The sequence below is a fragment of the Shewanella sp. MF05960 genome (assembly GCF_050849305.1).
Lineage (GTDB): Bacteria > Pseudomonadota > Gammaproteobacteria > Enterobacterales > Shewanellaceae > Shewanella.
In genome coordinates this window covers 159909-179584 of record NZ_JBOZPS010000004.1, presented here as the reverse complement: position 1 = coordinate 179584, position 19676 = coordinate 159909, and the positions used below count along the sequence as shown (strand labels likewise).

Sequence of the window (19676 nt, the reverse complement as noted above, 5' to 3'; positions counted from 1 at the left end):
ATAAGCGGCCTTTTTTATGAGTACTGCTAAAATAGTATTGAGCATGCCGCGTCTTTTCTCTGAGGGTAACACTCAAGAAATGCGCTATACTGCCGATGGATAAGTCATCATCGTGTTATTGAGAATCCTTATGTTGCGTATATCTTTAGTCCTTTTTAGCCTAATCTCGGTCAATGTATTCGCATTAGATGAGGCTGTCGATATTTATAGCGATCAACAACTGATATCACTTATCCAATCGAACCAGTATTTACAGCGTGTTAAAGCAGACGATTGCCAATTAGTGCAAGATGTTGAGGCGCGTGCAGAAGTTTTACAACAACCCTTATATCAATTTTTATGGGGTGAAATGTTAATTAATGGTGTTTGCGTAAAAGCGCATCCGTCTCGCGGTATGATGTTATTACAAACATCAGCTGAGCAAGGTAGCTCTGAAGCCATGGTAAAATTGGCGGATTACTATTATCGCGGTAAACTAGTGGTGAAAGATCCTAATCGCGCAGTGCAATATATATTGCCTGCAGCTGCTAATGGTAATTTAGCCGCTAAAATGATGTTAGTTCGCTTATTTGGCGAAGGTTACGGTAGCCCGACCGATTATGAAATGGGTTATCACTGGTTGTATAACAGTATATTTGATAACGATGCCGAACAGAAAAAGGCCTCGTCTTTATTGCAGGTGTTAGCTGCAAAAATGCCCGCCAGTGTAGTGGCCAGGGCTCAGCAGCCTCAGCTGTACAAACGTTAAGGCTCCACAGTATGGAGCAAATTATTTGGAAATTGAATGATCAACGATCCTCATTTTGATAGAGAGCAAGACAAGTACGACAATCCTATTCCTAGCCGCGAGTATATTTTAGAGTACTTGCGCGCACAAAAGTCTCCTGTTACCCGCGACAAAATAGCCGAAGCACTAAAAATAACCGAAGAAGAGCCATTAGAAGCACTTCGTCGTCGTTTACGTGCGATGGAACGAGACGGCCAATTGGTATTTACTCGTGGCCAAAGTTACGGTTTACCTGAGCGCATGGATTTGTTGTCAGGTAGTGTCATTGGGCACCGTGATGGTTTTGGCTTTTTTAAGCCAGACGAAGGTGGCGATGACTTATTCATCAATAACCGTGACATGCTGATGTATTTTCATGGTGATAAAGTATTGGCTCAAAAAGCGGGTACTGATCGCCGTGGACGTCGCGAAGCACGGATTGTGCGCTTGGTGCAAGAGCGCACCGCAGCACTCGTTGGCCGCTACCACGTAGATGGTGGTATGGGCTTTGTGGTTGCTGATGACCGCCGTATTACTCAAGAAATTTTAATCGATAACAACGATCGTAATGGCGCTAGAGCTGGCGACGTTGTCGTGGTTGAATTAACCCGTCGTCCAGGCCGTTTTGTTAAAGCTGCCGCCAAAGTAACTGAAGTGCTGGGTAAAACCATGGCGCCAGGTATGGAGATCGAAATTGCATTGCGTAATTACGATTTACCGCATACCTGGTCGGCGATTATCGAGAAAAAACTAAAACGTATTCCAGACGAAGTCACCGAAGAAGATAAACTCGGTCGTGTTGATTTACGTCATTTACCGCTTGTCACTATTGACGGTGAAGATGCGCGAGATTTTGACGATGCGGTATACGCAGAAGCTAAACCAAGTGGTGGCTGGCGTTTATGGGTCGCGATTGCTGATGTCAGTCATTATGTTAGAACCGATTCAGCACTCGATGTAGAAGCGCGTGCACGTGGTAATTCCGTTTATTTCCCGTCGCAAGTTATTCCTATGCTGCCAGAGAAAATCTCTAACGGTTTATGTTCATTAAAACCGCATGTCGACCGTTTATGTATGGTTGCCGAGATGACCATTTCTGCAGCGGGCAAGCTATCGGGCACTAAGTTTTATCCCGCGGTGATGCATTCACATGCACGTTTTACTTATACGCAAGTTGCCGACATGCTTGAAGGCGGCTCGATTGCACCAGAACACGAAGCATTATTTCCGCATTTATTGTGTTTGCAGTCGCTGTATCTAACTCTGGATGAGCGCAGAGCTGAGCGCGGCGCAATTGCGTTCGAAACATTGGAAACGCAGTTTATTTTCAATGAAGATCGTAAAATTGATAAAATTGTACCAAGAGGTCGTAATCAGGCGCATAAGATCATCGAAGAGTGCATGATTTTAGCCAACGTAGCGTCTGCAAAGTTTGTTAAAAAGCATAAAGGCGAAGTGTTATATCGTGTTCATGAAGCGCCATCTGAACAAAAGTTAGCAAACTTTAAAGAGTTTCTGGCTGAACGCGGGTTAAGCATGGATGGTGGTTTAGAGCCCACGCCAACAGATTACCAAAACATCATGTTGAAAATTGCTGATCGCCCAGATTTTGAGCTTATTCAAGTGATGTTACTGCGATCAATGCGCCAAGCTATTTATAGTCCTGATAATGAAGGTCACTTTGGTTTAGCATTAGAAGCTTATTCGCATTTTACTTCGCCAATTCGTCGCTATCCTGATTTGATTTTGCACCGAGTCATTAAATATTTACTCGCAAAAGAGCAAGGCCAAGTGGGTGACAAATGGACTCAAGATGGTGGTTATCTCTACCAAATTGAAGAGTTGGATTTATTGGGTGAAGAATGTTCAACAACTGAGCGCCGCGCCGATGAAGCAACCCGTGATGTCAGTGACTGGTTGAAGTGCGAATACATGCAAGACCATGTTGGCGATACCTTTGAAGCGGTCATCGCATCGGTTACCAGCTTTGGTTTGTTTGTGCGCCTTAATGAATTATTTATTGATGGCTTGGTCCATATTTCAAGCTTAGCCAGTGATTACTATCAATTTGATCAAATGCGTCAGCGTTTAATTGGTGAGAATACTCGCCAAGTCTATCAAGTGGGTGATGAGGTCACGGTTAAAGTGGCTGCAGTGAATTTAGACGACCGTCAAATTGATTTATTGATGGTAGGTGACAACAGTAAAGGTACAGGTAAAACCGCGCGTAAAGGCAGTAAGCCGACAACTGCTCGCCAACGTGTTAATGCTGAAGGTGCTAAGTCAGCACGAGGTAAATCATCTGCGAAGTCTGATAAACCTAAATCTGACAAGCCTAAAGGCAGTAAGCGTCGTTCAAGCGGAAAAGCTTCATCTCCAGCGGCAAAACCCGCGGCGGTAAAAAAACCTTCTGCAGTTGCACAAAAAACAGATGCAGCAAAACCAGATTCTAGCGTTAAGAAAACCCCTGCCAAGCGCAGCAAGAGAAAGTAATTAAATGAAAAAACAAGATACCATTTTTGGCATTCATGCCGTTCAAGCCTTATTAGCCAATAGCCCTGAGCGAGTCATCGAATTGTGGCTATTACAAGGCCGTGACGATGAGCGTTTAATGCCATTAATTCAAACCGCTTCAGAGTTTGGTACTACGCTGCAGCGTGCCGCACGTAAAGTGTTAGATGAAAAAGCTGGTAGCTCGCAGCACCAGGGCATTGTGGCTCGTGTTAAAGCCACTAAACCATTAACCGAAAATGATTTAGATGCGTTATTAGATAAAACAGACGTACCATTTTTACTGATATTAGACGGTGTAACTGATCCGCATAATTTAGGTGCGTGTTTACGTAATGCCGATGCTGCAGGTGTACATGCTGTTATTGTACCGAAAGATAACTCAGTAGGCTTAACCTCTACCGTGAGCAAAGTGGCTTGCGGTGCGGCTGAAACTATCCCATTATTTCAGGTGACCAATTTGGCCCGCACTATGCGCCATCTTCAAGAGAAAGGTGTGTGGATTGTAGGAACTGCAGGTGAGGCTGATGGCAATGTTTATCAAGCTGATTTAAAAGGCCCGTTAGCGATTGCTATGGGCGCGGAAGATAAAGGTTTACGTCGCTTGTCACGCGAAAGTTGCGATTCATTAGTCTCTATCCCAATGTCTGGCAGTGTTTCAAGTCTTAACGTGTCTGTTGCTACAGGTATTTGTTTATTTGAAGCGGTAAGACAACGTCTAGGCGCATAAGCGTTTTGTGCAAATAAAAAACGGCGATAATCATCGCCGTTTTTTTATATTTGAATCTTTATATTATTGAATGTTAGCGCCGACTCATCTCGTTATCGACGTCTTCATCATCAATATCTTCTTTTTCAATATCAAGCTCATCTTCGTCATCAATGGCATTCGCATAAGCGGCGTTATAGTCCGGTTGATCTTCTGCATCATCTTGCTCATCGTCAATGATATCGTCGAGTCTATCAAAGGCATCATCAGCGGGATAAATCATCTGTTCGTTAACCATTTCAACATTCACCCTTGGATCCAGCGATGCTGCTAATGGTGAGCTGACTAAGTCACCACCGGCCATCACATAATCACCTGTAGAGTGTTGTTCTGCTTTCTGACGAAGATTAATCCACATTAACCGTGCTAATAAGGTAAATGAGCATATTGCCATAAAGCCATAGAGCATTTGATCGCCGAGCACTTGCATGAGCCCAGATGCGACTAATGGGCCAATACTGGCACCAATACCAAAGGTGACTAAGATGGTGGCTGACAAACCGACACGCTCGTGTTGTTCGACTCGTGAGTTGGCTAAGGCTGTCGCTAATGGGTATAGCGTAAAGGCTAGTATGCCAAATAAGCTGGTGAGTATGAGCGAGTAAACGGAATGAAACGGCACTATGGTGATAATTAATACGAGTACACCAAGTAACGCACAATTAATTCTAATCAGTAAGCTGCGCGAAATAATGTCAGACAATTTGCCCATTGGCCATTGTGCCAATAGGCCTGCGAAAATGGTACACGACATATACATCGCGACATGTTCAGGATCGATCCCCTTTGCGGTGGCGTAAGAGGGAGCAAGACCATAAAAACAACCAACTATCATACTTCCCAAAGCAATAGTTGATAATGCCTGTGGTGCACGTTGCCAAAAGTGACCCATTTTTAATGGCGCTGGAGTAAGTGGTTCTGGGTGGATTCTGCGAGTGATGGAAATGGGCACGATGCACAGTGCAAAACAAATGGCGATCAATAGTAGTGGTTCAATGCCAAGTTCAGGGTATAAGCTAATTGCACCTTGACCGGCCATAAGCCCGAGGTAAGAGACAATCATGTAACTGGCAAAGACGGTGCCGCGCTGATTGGTTTCTGCTTGCTCGTTTAGCCAGCTTTCTAAAACCATATATTGACACATCATGCCCATGCCAACAGCAAGACGTAATATTAACCACACGGTTAGGTTGTCAATCAGTGCATGGCCTAATGCAGATGCCGTAACAATCCCTGCACAGGCGACAAAAGCACGAATATGGCCCACTTGTGCTATCAGTTTATGGCCCACTTTGGACCCACAAACAAGGCCAATATAGTAGGCCGACATCATGCCGCCTATCCATATTTGAGGCACATGCATATTCGTTAGGCTTAAGCCTAAATAAGTGGTGAGTAAACCTGCAGCGAGCACCATCAAAAAAGTGGTGCTATATAATGATGCAAAACTGCGTAGTGGGCTGTCCATAACTGCGCCTCGATAGTTTCAGTAAAACGGGTACACCTTACTGAATGAATGGCTTGTTTCGTTTCATTTCACTTATGCTAAATAACCGGTACATAGGATAATCAAGGTCTTTCAAAAACGCTCTGTCCTGCTAACTGCGTTATTCTTTATCATAAGAAGGCTGACAATAGGCTAGCCATTGACGCGTCAATTCGCCTTGTTAGTAACACAAATGACAAGCTTGAAAGTAAGTTTACGTTAACGTATTGATTGTTAATGTCGTTAACTCGTCCCTTATCCTTATTTCAGGTTAAATCATTATTGAAACGTATATAACAAGTTGAAAGTTGTCACTGTATCGGTATTTTTACTGTCTTCAGGGACCACTTCAGTGTACTTGATGTTCATGCCTATTTTAAATGCCCAATCTTGAATAAAGGTATTTTTATAACTCATATCAAGGGTTAACGTATTGTTCTCTAAACCGGTTTCGGCTGTTACGTCGGCATTAAAGCTAGTGTATTCTTGTAATTTTACATTGTACTTGGCAGCAGAACGCAGAATGACATCACGATTTTCATCTGGATACGGGTCTTCGGTACTGGCTTGTGGTTGGTCGTAACGATAACCAGGGCCGGCTTCAAGGCTGAGTTTAGTTCTGCTGTTTTTAATTAAATCAAAACCATAACCGCTTGAGATAGTGGTTATGCGGGTATAAGAGCCAAATTCGTTCCACGTAAATTCACCACGGCCGAATACATAACCTCGGTCTAACTTATAGTTTGACTGTAAAAACAGTTCATACTTTTCTGCCGTCGATTCACTGCCATCGGCGGCATAATAAGCTTTGACCGTCGCTTCTTGCTTGGTTTTTAACGTGTCATAAGTTAAATAAGTACGGCCGTTGAAGTTTTTAGTTTCGTTGTTGCCGCTGTTCAATTGTAAACCAGCTTCAACTTCGGCATTAAAACTCGTCGTCGGTTCTTGATAATCGGGTGGAACTAAAGCCCATGCTGGAGCAGACAATAAGAAGAGGAAGCATGTAGTAACTAGATTTTTTAAGGTCATCATTAAATTGCTTTATTCTGTGATGGCGTAAACGCAAGGTTTTTGACTGCCGACATCATACCTGCAATCAAGTTTGCTGAAAAGAGAGTTATTACTTGAGTTTCACTCTATGTTTATGTATTATCGCGCGCTCAAATCAGTCACTTTAATTCGTTCCTTGCCTCCACATTGGTCCGACTGAGCCAGAAAAGAGGCTACTTAACCGTAAGGAGCAATAAATGCGTCATTACGAAATCGTATTTATGGTTCACCCAGATCAAAGTGAACAAGTCCCAGGTATGATTGAGCGTTACACCGGTGTTATCACCGCTGCTAACGGAACAATTCACCGTTTAGAAGATTGGGGCCGTCGTCAATTGGCATACCCAATTCAAGACCTACATAAAGCTCACTATGTTCTTATGAACGTAGAAGCATCTGCAGAGTCTATGGAAGAGTTAGAAACAGCTTTCCGTTTCAACGACGCTGTTCTGCGTAACATGGTAATGCGCACTAAAGTTGCCGTTACTGAAGCTTCTCCTATGGCAAAAGCAAGAGACGAACGTGATTCACGTCGTTCACCTTCTGATGACCGTAGCAATGAAGAAGAAAGCGCTGAAGAAAACGCTGAATAATTTATTCTGTGAATAACCACTTAACTTTGTTTGGTACGGTTACCCGAACTAAACGATTAAATAGCCCTAGCGGGATAAACCATACGGTTATTACGGTAGAGCATAAATCACAGCGATATGAAGCAGAGTTATTACGTAACGTATACTGCATTATACAGGTGATATTAAGTGGTCCACGCTTTAATAGCGTAACAGATAAATTACAAGCAGGTGTGCAGGTTGAAGTAGAAGGGTTTCTTTCACTACAACAAGGGCGAAATGGTCAAAACCGTTTAGTTTTGCATGCTGAAAATGTCGAATTGAAAACTTAGGAGACTGTCAAAATGGCACGTTATTTCCGTCGTCGCAAGTTCTGCCGTTTCACCGCTGAAGGTGTTGCAGAGATTGATTACAAAGATATCGTTACTTTAAAGAACTACATCACTGAAAGCGGCAAGATTGTTCCTAGCCGTATCACTGGTACTAGTGCTAAATACCAACGCCAACTAGCTCGCGCTATCAAGCGTGCTCGTTATCTTTCTCTACTGCCATATACTGATTTACATCAGTAATATTGCAGTATTAATTCCTAATCGAATAAAGAGGATTTGATAATGAACGTTATTCTGCTAGATAAAGTTGCAAACTTAGGTAGCTTAGGCGACCAAGTTTCTGTTAAAGCTGGTTATGCTCGTAACTTCCTTTTACCATATGGTAAAGCGGTTGTAGCAAACGCAGCAAACACTGAAGTATTTGAAGCTCGTCGTGCTGAATTAGAAGCTAAATTAGCTGCTGAATTAGCTACAGCGACTGCACGTGCTGAAAAATTAACTGCATTAGAATCAGTTGTTATTGCTTCTAAAGCAGGTGATGAAGGTAAATTGTTCGGTTCAGTTGGCAACCGTGATATCGCTGATGCAGTTACTGCAGCTGGCGTTGAACTTGCTAAATCTGAAGTCCGTTTACCTTTAGGTGCTTTACGCACTACTGGTGACTTCGAAGTTGAAGTACAAGTACACGCTGAAGTTAAAGCAGTAGTTAAAGTTTCTGTTGTTGCAGAAGCTTAATTACCTTTAGCTCCATAAAAAAACACCGCCTCAGGGCGGTGTTTTTTTATGGGCGATATTTATACCACTCAATATAAGAAATACTTGATTTAGATTTTAACGCAGTTATTGAGTTTTAGTTTAGAACGTTGAGCGAAGAATAATTAACGATGCTGTTCTTTAATCATGGCAAATATTGAGTGTCTCAAGAAACTAAATGTTATAAATGACAATATATTTATATTGATTGGAATGGCGTTAGACATCTATCGTATGGAATCTGTTACACCCTCGGAATGAACACCTTGCGATGTTCATTCCATACAGATTATTTAATGATTATTCGACTTCTGATCATTGTTTTTCTTCTGCATCACTCACTGCTTGGCTCGATATATTATCAGTCTGTACTTTAGGCTTCGCTTTTGATTTTGCATTGCCTGTAGATATTTCAGTATCAACTTTCTTTTGCTCTACCGTTTGAGCCGTTGCTTCAGCAGCCTCCTCAGTTAAGGCTTCAACGGTTACTTCAGTGGACGTTTCGGTTTCTATTGAAGTTAGTGCTTCCGTTGGTACTTCGGCTAACGCTTTAAGTGGTGCATGAGCTTTTAGTTCAGTTTCTACTTCAACTTCAGTTTCTACTTCAGTTTCTACTTCAGTTTCTACTTCAGTTTTTATACCAGAGGTTGTTTCAGTAATGACTTCAGACGCCGCTTCGGTTACTGCTTCTGTAGAAGTTTCGGCTAATTCTTCTGCTACGGTTTCCGTTGATGCCTCAGCTACGATTTCCTTTGGTATTTTGCCTTCGGCTGTCGTTAACGTTTTAGCATTAGTATTAACGACCTTTTGAGTAACGACCTTCTTTGGTGCTTCGACAGCAACTTCAGTTGTCGCTTCGGCTACTGCTTCAGTTGTCGCTTCGGCTACTGCTTCAGTTGTCGCTTCGGCAGCTGCTTCAGTTGTCGCTTCGGCTACTGCTTCAGTTGTCGCTTCGGCAGCTGCTTCAGTTGTCGCTTCGGTTACTATTTCAGTTGTTGCTTCGGCTACTGCTTCAGTTGTCGCTTCGGCTACTACTTCAGTTGTCGCTTCGGTTAATACTTCAGTTGTTGCTTCGGTTACTACTTCAGTTGTTGCTTCGGCAGCTGCTTCAGTTGTCGCTTCGGCTACTGCTTCAGTTGTCGCTTCGGCTACTGCTTCATTTGTCGCTTCGGCTGCTGCTTCGGCTGCTGCTTCAGCATTCGCTTCAACGAGTGCTTCTGCTTGTGTTTCTACTGAAGCATCAATTGGCATCTCCGTTATCATTTCTGTTGCGATAATAGTGGTGGTCGGCGTGATCACTTCTGGTATGTCAGAGTTTCTGGTCAGTGATAATTCTTTAATTAAGTTATCAGCGTGGTCAACTTTATCCATCATCCATAGTATGTAGCGAATGTCGACGTGGACAGCGCGGGTGATGGTTGGGTTAAAGAACCAGTCTTTAGTGATAGCTTCGTAGGTTGAGTCGAAGTTAAGTCCGACAAGTTCACCTCTACCATTAAATACTGGCGAACCTGAGTTACCACCGGTTGTGTCTGCGCTGGATAAAAAGTTAACCGGTACAGAATTGAAATCGGCAGGTTTGTCTAAACAAGACATAAACTGGCAGCTGCTCTGCTGTTTATATACTGAGGTGACACGGTGATCACCTAAGTCACCCGACTTAATAGCGGCCAACAATTTAGCCGGAACATTATAAGGTTCTTTACCTGTGTGCTTTGCCAACAACCCTTCTAAGCGAGTAAAAGGCTGTTTGTAGGTGGCGTCTTTAGACAGATAACCATCGACCATGCCGTAAGTGATACGTAAGGTGCGATTTGCGTCTGGGTAAACGGGCCAGTTATTAGACTTGTAATAGTTAATAATAGCTTTCATGTATTCAGGGCGTGCTGACGACAACTTACCGTCGAGTATTTTTTCGCGTTTCTCTAACGCCATATTGGTGTCGTGGATCGCAACAGCTAAACGAATAAAGGGATCTTCACTGGTTTCAAAATCTATGGCTGTCTTTTTCATCCAAGCAAGACGCTTTGTTTGGTCTGTGAGCTCTGTTAAAGCATATAAGGCTTCAACTTTAACTTCTAAGGCTTCAAAGTTGCCGGTAATACTCAGTGCTTTATCAAACACTTTATTTCTAAGTGGCTGCCTCACATAAGCTTGTAAATCTTGTAACCACAACGTTTTATCCACCGCAGGGTCAAAGCTGCTATCAATACGTCTTAGTGCAGCTTTAAACATTTTCATGTCTCTAAGCTGATATCCTGGTTCACGTTTGTCGTTGGGTTTCTTTCTTTCTTTTGCTAAACGATACAGTTTACTGGCCGTATTAAGCATTTCGCTCGATTGGGCATTTTTAAAGAAGTAGTTTGTTTGTGATTGCTCGTGCTGCTCAGTCAGTAATGCTTCAAGATTACTGATCACATCTTGATTGGCAGTAGGGTCTTTTTTTAACCACGCTAAAAAGTCATTTTCACGTTGCTGTTTAATGCCGACAATATCGGTGGCATTAAAGCCATCGAGAAGGCCATTGAACTTTTTCATGCGATTGGCCATCGATGCCATCGTACCGGCATATTTCAAGGCAATTTCTTTATCAATCGCGCCCATAAAGTTAATGGTATCAATTTGTAATTGATAGCGTTTAGCGTAAGTAGGGTAAATCCAATCACTGGCAAATTGCAGTTCGCTGGTGAGGTTGTATCGGCTGGTTGAACCTGGGTAGCCCGCGACAAAAATACCGTCTCCGGCTTTAACGCCGTCAGCATTAATTTTTAGGTAGCTTTTAGGTTGATAGGGCACATTGTCTTGATTAAACGTCGCCGGTTTGCCGTCTTTACCGACATAAGCGCGTAAAAAGGTAAAATCACCAGAATGACGTGGGTATTCGTAATTGTCGATGTCACCACCAAATCCACCGACCGTTTCGGGGGGAGCATAAACCAAGCGCACATCGCGAATAATCAGTTTTTTAGTGAGGTAATACTCGAGACCATGGTGAAAGTCATCGACTTCGCAGCGGTAGTTACTGTCGATTTCACACTCTTTCACTAATGCTTTGCTATTGGTTTGGATCTGCTCGAAACGGGTTAAAGGCTCGTCGCTTAAGTTGGTGAGTACTTTGCTGGTGACGTCGGTCACTTCTTCAGTAATGTAAAGGCGCTCATTAGGCCCCGCCGACGGTTCTTCTGCTTGGGAATGTGCTAAAAAGCCATTTGCCAAATAATTATGTTCTTTTTTGCTGTTATATTGAATCCCGCGATAGGCACAATGATGGTTTGTGACAACTAGGCCTTGGGGCGATACAAAACTGGCGGTACAATAGCCCAAGCTGACGACAGCGTTCATTGGGTATTGGCCTAAGTCGGCAAGCTGAGATGCAGGAATATCAATGCCACGTTGTTGTAATTTGTCGGCAATGGACAGCATTTGGTAAGGCTGCCACTGTCCTTCATCAGCATAAGCGAAACAGGATGCCAGCACTAATGCTGCAACAAGTGCAATACGCATGTATTTTCCTTAAATTATTAATTTATTAACCGTTGACTGAGGCGTCGTTTTCATTCTAAATGACTGCATTTTAAGCTTAGTCACGGTGTTATACCATATTTTATAAAGTCGTTGTAAATTGGGAGCGTTAATGTCACAACAAGGTGCTTTTAAAGCCAGAAATAGGCAAAAAGATGCAGAAGTAAATGCATTAAAACTGCCTCCACATTCGATTGAGGCTGAACAGTCCGTTTTGGGCGGCTTGATGCTCGATGCTGAAGCGTGGGACCGTGTTTCTGAAGCGGTTGTGCCTGAAGATTTTTATTCTCGCTCACATCGAATGATTTTTAATGCGATGCAAAAGTTAATGGAGTCTGGGCAGCCGCTCGACTTAATTACCGTCTCTGAACAGCTCGAAATCGAAGATCAATTAGACGACGCTGGCGGTTTTGCTTATTTAGGCGAAATTGCCAAAAATACCCCCAGTGCCGGTAACATTTTATCTTACGCTGATATCGTGCGTGAACGTGCCGTGGTACGCGACATGATTGGGGTAGCACATGAAATTGCTGATGCGGGTTATAACCCAGAAGGTCGCGACTCAAGTGCGTTATTAGATTTAGCCGAAAGCAAGGTGTTCAAAATTGCCGAAATGCGTACAAACGCCAATGAAGGCCCTGAGAACATCAAAAGTATTCTTGAAAAAACTGTCGACAGAATCGAGCAACTTTATAACAACCCACATAATGGTGTGACGGGCGTATCGAGTGGTTTTGGCGATTTAGACAAAATGACGGCCGGTTTCCAAGCGGGCGACTTAATCATTGTGGCGGCACGTCCATCGATGGGTAAAACCACCTTTGCGATGAACTTGTGCGAACAAGCCGCGATGAATGAAGACAAGCCTGTGCTTATTTTCAGTCTCGAGATGCCGTCAGAACAGATTATGATGCGTATGCTGGCCTCACTTGGCCGCGTCGATCAAACTAAAATCCGTACCGGCCAATTGGATGACGAGGATTGGGCACGTGTTTCATCTACGATGGGGATTATGCTTGAACAAGGCAAAATGTACATTGATGATGGTTCAGGCTTAACCCCAACGGAAGTGCGCAGCCGCGCCAGACGTATTGCCCGTGAACACGGTGGTTTGTCGATGATTATGATCGATTATTTGCAGTTAATGCAGGTGCCATCGTTAAAAGATAACCGTACATTAGAGATTTCAGAAATCTCGCGCTCGTTAAAAGCCTTAGCAAAAGAGCTCGAAATTCCGGTTATTGCACTATCGCAGCTTAACCGCTCACTAGAGCAACGAGCAGATAAACGTCCTATTAACTCAGACTTACGTGAATCGGGTGCGATTGAGCAGGATGCCGACTTAATTATGTTTATTTATCGCGATGAGGTGTATAACGACAACTCTGAAGATAAAGGCACTGCTGAAATCATTATTGGTAAACAGCGTAACGGTCCTATTGGGCGTATTCGCCTTGTATTCCAAGGGCAATTCTCTCGATTTGATAACTATGCTGGACCACAGTTCGAAGAAGATTAATTATTGATTATCAATTATTTAATTTTACTTCGTGGTTATTTATGATCTTCAATTAGCGATAGAATATCTTGGTTTTACTCGTAACATGCGTCATGTTTTTATTGTTTAAATAAGGCTCTCTATTGAAACCGTTTCCTCGTGCAGAAATCAGCCGTTGCGCATTACAAAGTAACTTGGCGCAGCTGCGTCTTATCGCCCCTAAAAGTAAAATCATGGCGGTTGTAAAAGCCAATGGTTATGGTCATGGTTTGTTAAATGTGGCTGAAAGCGTTGGAATATTGAATTTTGTCGAAAGCGTTGGCAAATATCATGGTGGTGCCGATGGGTTTGGTTTAGCAAGGCTTGAAGAAGCATTACAGCTGCGCGCTGGCGGTGTCGAAGGTAAGCTTTTATTATTAGAAGGCTTTTTTCGTCAGTCTGACTTACCTATACTGGTCACTCATAATATTGATACTGTGGTTCATCATGAATCGCAATTGCAAATGCTTGAGACCATTAAGCTTGATAAACCGGTAACGGTGTGGATAAAAATTGATACCGGTATGCATCGTATTGGTTTTACTTTGGATCAATTTGACAGTATTTATCAACGTTTATTGCAATGTCCACAGGTGGCTAAGCCTATTCATTTAATGACTCATTTTGCCTGCGCAGATGAGCCAGATAACAAGATGACGCAAACACAAATGAATGCGTTTGAAGAGCTCATCAGTGGTTTAGACGGCGACCGTACTCTGGCAAATTCTGCCGGTACATTATTTTGGCCATCAAGCCAGGCAGATTGGATAAGACCAGGAATCGCACTTTATGGTGTCTCTCCGGTTGTGGGCGATAAAGGCACTAATCATCGGCTTATTCCAGCCATGGAGTTAGTGTCTAACATTATTGCAGTGCGTGAGCACAAGGCCGGTGACAGTGTTGGCTACGGTGCATTCTGGACCGCCAAGCAAGATACTCGATTGGGTGTCGTCGCGATTGGATATGGTGATGGTTACCCGCGCAATGCCCCAGAAGGCACGCCCGTTTGGATTAATGGCCGTAGAGTCCCCATTGTGGGCCGTGTGTCTATGGACATGTTAACGGTAGATCTTGGCGCCGATGCGCAAGATAAAGTGGGCGACAGCGTACAACTTTGGGGTAAAGCATTGGCGGTTGAAGAAGTCGCGGAGCATATCGGCACGATTGCTTACGAGCTAGTGACCAAATTAACTCCTAGAGTGTTGGTAGAGTTGCTCGATTAGCCGTTGTAAATAACCTGAGCTCGGGATAATAAACGCCTTTCAAACAGTCCTTTGCCCTGCTAACTGCGTTGAATCGACTTGCAATAGGCTAGCTATTGACGCGTCAATTCGCCTTGTTAGCAGAACAAATGACAAGCTTGAAAGTGAGGGTGGGTAACATTTTGATTTTAAAAGCATAATTTCATTTCTTATCCCGAACTCAGGTTAAATAGCATAAACATGTGCTAAAAATGGCCAACTTACCATAGTAAGTTGGCCATTTTTATGTGTTCTTTAGGTCAATGCACTAAAATAATCGTTAATATAAAAATCATCGTTAATAATTATTATCCCTAATGTAGGCTCGCCAGCGTTATTTTGCATCTTCGAAACAAATTTCAATAAAAGCATTACCGTATTCATGTGTAAAAGGCATCATGATTTTTTTGCCGCGTGCTTTGTGAGAAATCGTATGGTTTTTGCCTGACACTACCGCAGGTGTTGCCATATCAAAGTCATAACCTTTTTCGCTGAGCAAATTCTTTGCACCGCCAGTCACCATATTGGTGATTTCACCGACTAAGTCAGTCACTTCATCATTAATAGTGTTAGGTTTTTCACCGAGCATTTTATTCATGATTTCAAGAATTAAGGTTTGCTCAAAGGTAATAGACAGCGAGCCACGGGTTTTAGGACCCACCATACCAATCAAGCCAGATACGTCTCCTTTAGCAAGGTCATGGTTTTTGAGTTGGGGTTTACCGGGCTTAAGATCCATTGTCGCCATAGTTGAGATTACATTGATCAAAGAAACAAGAAATGGGTTAATGAATTCAACGTTCATAGGCAAAGATGTCCTCTAGATTAAAAATGCTAAATCAGTTTCATGTAAATTATCGGTGTTTACCCCAGTATTATATCTGCACGTTAGCTTAAATATACACCGATTAATATTTAAGCTAATTCTTATGAATACACACTATATCAGTAAAGTGAAATACAAGTTAAAGCTTAGAACACAAAAAACAAATTGAAAGAGACATAGCTCGTAAAAACAATTTTTATACAGAGATTTGGTGTTGTAGATAGATAAGCTGACCGGCAGTGACTGTTTATTGTGTAAGTTGCTTCGTTATCGAGTACATACCGTTTTAGTAAGCCAAATATTGATATATCAAAAGGTATGAATCAGTTTTACTCTATTAGCAAGATGCCTTTATTGGCCAAAGTACAACCTTATTTCTCCCTGTTGTTTTAGCTTTGTAGAGTGCTTCATCAGCTTTAACAAGCATGCTGTCTAACGACATTTCGGGATGGCCACAATTCGTCGCAATACCCATACTGACAGTGACTTGTATATTATTTTCATTAAATGAAATGTTCATTTCTTCGACTTTTTGGCGCAACCTTTCACCTGATATTCTGGCGCCTTGAAGATCGGTCTCTGGTAAAATTATGATGAACTCTTCGCCTCCAAAGCGTCCAATGATATCGATATCGCGTAAAGCCTTAGTACATATAGCGGCAAATCTTTGAAGGACTTTGTCACCAGCAATATGACCAAACCTGTCATTAACGTGCTTAAAGAAATCGATATCAGCAATTAATAGCGAAAATGGACGGTTGTTTTGAAGACATCGAGCTAATTCTTGCTCGGCTAACGTAAAACATTGGCGACGGTTTAACAGCCCTGTTAAGGTATCTGTTGTTGCTAGGCGCAGCAGCTCTTCTTCATGTATTTTACGTTCTGTGAGATCGAGTCCTATGCCTTGGTAACCTAATGGTTGTCCATCATTGGAAAGAATTAAGCGGTCAGTCCATTGGTACCATCGCACATTTCCAGCAATATCTTTACCACTATGTTCATGCGAACAGATAGGATTTTCGGGCGTGATACCCGCTAAATGAATTTTAGCCCCCTCAACATTTTCAGCGTCCATGACATCATAAATACTCATGCCGATAATATCGTCTGCATTAGCACCAAAATAACTGCATACTTCAGCATTCACCAGTGTAACGATGCCGTCAGTCGTGTAACGGTAAATTAAGGCGGGCATATCTTTGACCATTGCGTGGTAAAATGCTTTTTCTATTTGCAGATCTTTTCTATTCGCTGGATGGTGTCTGATATAACAATGAACACCAGGACTTCTAATAAATTGTCATTATGATCAAATACCGGCGAGTAGCGCAGCGATAATGATAATACTGCGCCATTATTGTTAATAGTGAGCTTTACCGTCTGGTCTACTTGGGTTTGGCAAGCAACTAACCATGGACAATCGTGCAATGAACCTTGTATACCGTTGACAATATGTTGCCATTGTTGACCAGTAAGCTTATTGGCGCTATTGAGTGGTTGAACATCGTTTTTAGCAAGAAATTTTTTGAATAGTAATTCTATTTCAGAGTCGATGGCGATAATGGAAAATTGTTTGTTTAGCCTGACAATCCCATGCTGGATGACGTTAAGCGTCATTGCTTCATCTAAATCATTACTCTGTGAGTTAAGGTTCATAAATTGCCTTGTTGATGCCCAGTCAAAGTGATAAAAGTCGATAATGATGTGTTAGGCCTGATTAGCGATCAAGGTACCCTATATTGTCCTTAAGTAACTAAGCAATTTTTTGAATAGCCATATTTTATTGAATGAAATTGTATTAATCATAAATGTTAAAAACAACTATTCAACTTAAGGCTATTAACGGTAATAATATAACTCACTTATTTAGAAGGGACTTTCAACCCCTCCCATAAACGAATGATTCACTGTATAATGCTCAGCGATTATTGCAGACATTTCAAGCGTGCAAACAGCTCAATGATGTTGATGTTATATCAACGATATTGAAGTTACCGTGTGGTATTGGATAAAAGCCTTACTTCGGTATTCAACTCGGTTTTAACCTCTCACATGACTTTACACGTGCACGATTAACCCAGATTATGAGTAAAATAATTCAGTGAATACAACGCCTAAGATCATGACCTCAACAGATACCCTCGATCGTACTTTTTCAATCGCGCCGATGCTGGATTGGACATATTTTTGATTTAAATCTCTGTTTTAGATGGGTTTTTATTTTTTGTTTTGTTTTTGGGATTGTTTTTGGGCTTTGTTTAAGGTTTGGGGGTGAAAAAATAGGTACTACCATCCATCAGAGCGATGGAGGTAGTACAGACTTTGACATACTGACTAACGATACTGATACTCAGTCCATAAAGCTCGTGCTTCGTTTGTTCGTATATCTATGTATTTCACAAGTTCACTCAAATGAACAACGTAAGGGGATTTTTGGTTCATACCCATTTTGAAACAAGGAAAAGGTAGCTCATTACTTTTCGCTTTACGTTTAGCAGTATTGACAGAAATTCCCAAATATTGTTCAGCTAATTCATCTATAGGTATCAAAAGTCTATTGCTAAACTGAGATAACAAAAGGTGGTGTGTCATAGTGAAATTACATTTTAGATCTTTTTTCATTTTAGGCCCTTTTTGGAAATCGGGCCGGGTGTTGGCTAATAAAAAATATCAACCTTGTGATAAGTCCATTATATCACAATGAAAACTTTATCAATTCTTAACGTTACTGTCTATATTCTTGTGCGATTACTTGTTCATAAAAAATTAACTGCTCAGCATCATCCTCAAATATGCAATGCAAATGTTATTACTAGTTTTAGATCAAAAGCACTCTGATACAAAAAATCCCATAGGGATTTTCTGCGTTTTTGAGGGATGAAGATTACTTTACATTGACAATCGAGTTGATGAACTTGGCTTTTCTAAACGAGGCTTACCGGTTGAAGTATCTGGTTGAGAACAGTTAAACAATTTCTGTTTTATTTCTAGCTCCGATAATTTTTGTTCAAGGTTTTGTGCCGTTGTGCCATAGATTTTAACGCTTTTCTCATCAGTGAAAACCTCAATACCTTTTGGAATACGTTTAAATCCAACGACTGTTTGATTTCTAAGTGGGATCATCGTGCCGTAAGTATTGGCTTGAGTATCTAAAAAACCACGCAATTCTTGACGATATTTGGGTCTAAAATCAACGTGTAGGTCTAGTTGATTAGAAACGGTGTAACTATCTTGATTAGCTAGTTTTAATTTATGCTCTACCACTTTATCTGAGATGTATTGTTGTGCTTCTTTTGCTTGCTTACAGACACTCAGTAGCACTTTTTTCTTATCAGAAAAGTGGCTTGCCCAGCCTTCCAGATAACGAGCGTGAGAGTTAAAAGTCTGTAATCCTTCCTCCAAACACATAAACATTGTTGCTGTTTCGGCTATCAGCTCCTCTTTAGCATATTCCATACTTCCAAAAGGATTATTTACATCACGAGCTAATTGCCTTGAAGTCGAATGACTTAATTCGTGCAAAATAACAGCGAAATATGCTTTATCTGATACAAATTTATGTCTAGGCGGAACGATTATTTGATGCTCGCGTGGTGAGTAAAATGCTCTGTCCTCATTTTTCTCAATAACAGGAACTCCCATACAATCGATGATAAACAGAGCTTTTTCTACAAAATGTTGATCTTGCATTTCAATGCTCATTACTTTTTTTTCTAATTCTTCTTGTTGACTAAAATATGGCCTTTCATCAATGAACCACTTGGGGAGTAAGTGTTTAATCCTCTCAATTGGAAAAACACTATAATATTTCAATGTACTTTTTCTTTGATAATTATTATCACGCAGCTCTTTAAAAGACATACCTTTTGTTTCTCGATTAAACTGACTTTTACTGATCTGCTCACCATCTTTTTTGAATGTTTCTAAATATTTTACTACTTGAGAATCAAGCTTAATACCTTTGAGTATTTTGTCAGGGTCAAAATTTTCGGACTTTGGCGGAAGGGCGTTTTTATCAAGCTCAAGCAATGCTATTTGTTTAAAAGTGGCATAAATTGGTACTTTCGTAGCACTATCGTTTTGTGCCTGTAGCAACATTATAATGTTTACACCGTTATAATTATTATTGTGAAAATTTTTTGGTAGTGCATTGAGCTTTGAATGGTAAAAACTTATCTCAATATCACTATCGGAGCTTGGTTTTTCGCCCTTGGGCTTTGAAAAATAATCGAATAATCTATCTAGTATCTGATCTTGCTGGCTCTTTTTTTCAGTAGTGTCAGACGCACTAGGTCTTGTTTGTTTCATAAG

Annotated in this window: 16 protein-coding genes and 1 pseudogene; 9 read left to right on the top strand and 8 right to left on the bottom strand. The window is 41.6% G+C overall.

Features of this window, described 5'->3' with window-relative positions; translation table 11 throughout:
• Positions 1-130: 130 nt before the first annotated feature.
• Genes ACROAE_RS05620 through rlmB form a run of 3 tightly spaced genes read left to right on the top strand, consistent with a single transcriptional unit; the run spans position 131 to position 4007 of the window.
• Entirely contained in the window at positions 131-748 is a 618-nt protein-coding gene (locus ACROAE_RS05620) for a tetratricopeptide repeat protein (RefSeq protein ID WP_432400022.1), read from the top strand.
• A gap of 36 nt (positions 749-784) precedes the next feature.
• Positions 785-3259 (top strand): ribonuclease R, encoded by a 2475-nt coding sequence (gene rnr, locus ACROAE_RS05615; protein ID WP_432400021.1) that lies wholly within the window; start codon positions 785-787, stop codon positions 3257-3259.
• A gap of 4 nt (positions 3260-3263) precedes the next feature.
• Positions 3264-4007 (top strand): 23S rRNA (guanosine(2251)-2'-O)-methyltransferase RlmB, encoded by a 744-nt coding sequence (gene rlmB, locus ACROAE_RS05610; RefSeq protein ID WP_432400019.1) that lies wholly within the window; start codon positions 3264-3266, stop codon positions 4005-4007.
• Positions 4008-4080: 73 nt separating this feature from the next.
• Here the strand turns inward: rlmB and ACROAE_RS05605 are convergent, their stop codons facing one another.
• Positions 4081-5514, bottom strand: coding sequence for an MFS transporter (locus tag ACROAE_RS05605; protein ID WP_432400017.1), 1434 nt, complete (start codon positions 5512-5514; stop codon positions 4081-4083).
• A 297-nt stretch (positions 5515-5811) separates the two neighbouring features.
• Positions 5812-6564: a DUF481 domain-containing protein gene (locus ACROAE_RS05600; RefSeq protein ID WP_432400016.1), complete on the bottom strand. Its 753-nt coding sequence runs from the start codon at positions 6562-6564 to the stop codon at positions 5812-5814.
• A gap of 215 nt (positions 6565-6779) precedes the next feature.
• Between ACROAE_RS05600 and rpsF the strand changes: the two genes are divergently transcribed.
• Genes rpsF through rplI form a run of 4 tightly spaced genes read left to right on the top strand, consistent with a single transcriptional unit; the run spans position 6780 to position 8221 of the window.
• Positions 6780-7175, top strand: coding sequence for a 30S ribosomal protein S6 (gene rpsF / locus ACROAE_RS05595; protein WP_432400015.1), 396 nt, complete (start codon positions 6780-6782; stop codon positions 7173-7175).
• Positions 7176-7183: 8 nt separating this feature from the next.
• Positions 7184-7486, top strand: a complete 303-nt coding sequence (gene priB / locus ACROAE_RS05590) for a primosomal replication protein N (RefSeq protein ID WP_160052670.1) — start codon at positions 7184-7186, stop codon at positions 7484-7486.
• 12 nt (positions 7487-7498) lie between these two features.
• Positions 7499-7726 (top strand): 30S ribosomal protein S18, encoded by a 228-nt coding sequence (rpsR, locus tag ACROAE_RS05585; protein WP_006083042.1) that lies wholly within the window; start codon positions 7499-7501, stop codon positions 7724-7726.
• 42 nt (positions 7727-7768) lie between these two features.
• A complete protein-coding gene (gene rplI, locus ACROAE_RS05580) occupies positions 7769-8221 on the top strand; it encodes a 50S ribosomal protein L9 (protein WP_432400013.1) in 453 nt (150 codons plus the stop codon).
• Positions 8222-9553: 1332 nt separating this feature from the next.
• On the opposite strand, the pseudogene ACROAE_RS05575 reads toward rplI, so the two are convergent.
• Positions 9554-11743: pseudogene (locus tag ACROAE_RS05575) on the bottom strand (S46 family peptidase); the annotation flags it as partial.
• Between the two features lie 130 nt (positions 11744-11873).
• Between ACROAE_RS05575 and dnaB the strand changes: the two are divergent.
• Both dnaB and alr read left to right on the top strand, forming a co-directional pair.
• Positions 11874-13280 carry a replicative DNA helicase gene (gene dnaB, locus ACROAE_RS05570; protein ID WP_432400011.1) on the top strand — a complete coding sequence of 469 codons (1407 nt, stop codon included), beginning with the start codon at positions 11874-11876 and terminating at the stop codon, positions 13278-13280.
• Between the two features lie 122 nt (positions 13281-13402).
• The gene (gene alr / locus ACROAE_RS05565) at positions 13403-14521 is read left to right on the top strand and encodes an alanine racemase (protein WP_432400010.1); all 1119 of its coding nucleotides are present in this window, start codon (positions 13403-13405) and stop codon (positions 14519-14521) included.
• Positions 14522-14873: 352 nt separating this feature from the next.
• Here alr and ACROAE_RS05560 read toward each other — a convergent pair whose 3' ends face one another.
• The 5 genes from ACROAE_RS05560 to ACROAE_RS05540 form a co-directional block, all read right to left on the bottom strand.
• Entirely contained in the window at positions 14874-15344 is a 471-nt protein-coding gene (locus ACROAE_RS05560; protein WP_432400009.1) for a chemotaxis protein CheX, read from the bottom strand.
• Positions 15345-15702: 358 nt separating this feature from the next.
• Positions 15703-16596: a sensor domain-containing diguanylate cyclase gene (locus ACROAE_RS05555; RefSeq protein ID WP_432400136.1), complete on the bottom strand. Its 894-nt coding sequence runs from the start codon at positions 16594-16596 to the stop codon at positions 15703-15705.
• Entirely contained in the window at positions 16593-17021 is a 429-nt protein-coding gene (locus tag ACROAE_RS05550; RefSeq protein ID WP_432400008.1) for a hypothetical protein, read from the bottom strand. The genes ACROAE_RS05555 and ACROAE_RS05550 overlap by 4 nt, the downstream gene beginning before the upstream one ends.
• Before the next feature lie 678 nt (positions 17022-17699).
• A complete protein-coding gene (locus ACROAE_RS05545; RefSeq protein WP_432337833.1) occupies positions 17700-17987 on the bottom strand; it encodes a pyocin activator PrtN family protein in 288 nt (95 codons plus the stop codon).
• A 267-nt stretch (positions 17988-18254) separates the two neighbouring features.
• Positions 18255-19673 (bottom strand): zincin-like metallopeptidase domain-containing protein, encoded by a 1419-nt coding sequence (locus ACROAE_RS05540; RefSeq protein ID WP_432400007.1) that lies wholly within the window; start codon positions 19671-19673, stop codon positions 18255-18257.
• Positions 19674-19676 lie beyond the last annotated feature (3 nt).

Coding starts and splice junctions, on each gene's coding strand:
- rpsR (WP_006083042.1), top strand. CDS start 7,499: ATGGCACGTTATTTCCGTCGTCGCAAGTTCTGCCGTTTCACCGCTGAA.
- ACROAE_RS05605 (WP_432400017.1), bottom strand. CDS start 5,514: ATGGACAGCCCACTACGCAGTTTTGCATCATTATATAGCACCACTTTT.
- ACROAE_RS05545 (WP_432337833.1), bottom strand. CDS start 17,987: ATGAAAAAAGATCTAAAATGTAATTTCACTATGACACACCACCTTTTG.
- dnaB (WP_432400011.1), top strand. CDS start 11,874: ATGTCACAACAAGGTGCTTTTAAAGCCAGAAATAGGCAAAAAGATGCA.
- ACROAE_RS05620 (WP_432400022.1), top strand. CDS start 131: ATGTTGCGTATATCTTTAGTCCTTTTTAGCCTAATCTCGGTCAATGTA.
- ACROAE_RS05560 (WP_432400009.1), bottom strand. CDS start 15,344: ATGAACGTTGAATTCATTAACCCATTTCTTGTTTCTTTGATCAATGTA.
- ACROAE_RS05540 (WP_432400007.1), bottom strand. CDS start 19,673: ATGAAACAAACAAGACCTAGTGCGTCTGACACTACTGAAAAAAAGAGC.
- rnr (WP_432400021.1), top strand. CDS start 785: ATGATCAACGATCCTCATTTTGATAGAGAGCAAGACAAGTACGACAAT.
- ACROAE_RS05600 (WP_432400016.1), bottom strand. CDS start 6,564: ATGATGACCTTAAAAAATCTAGTTACTACATGCTTCCTCTTCTTATTG.
- ACROAE_RS05550 (WP_432400008.1), bottom strand. CDS start 17,021: ATGAACCTTAACTCACAGAGTAATGATTTAGATGAAGCAATGACGCTT.
- rplI (WP_432400013.1), top strand. CDS start 7,769: ATGAACGTTATTCTGCTAGATAAAGTTGCAAACTTAGGTAGCTTAGGC.
- rpsF (WP_432400015.1), top strand. CDS start 6,780: ATGCGTCATTACGAAATCGTATTTATGGTTCACCCAGATCAAAGTGAA.
- rlmB (WP_432400019.1), top strand. CDS start 3,264: ATGAAAAAACAAGATACCATTTTTGGCATTCATGCCGTTCAAGCCTTA.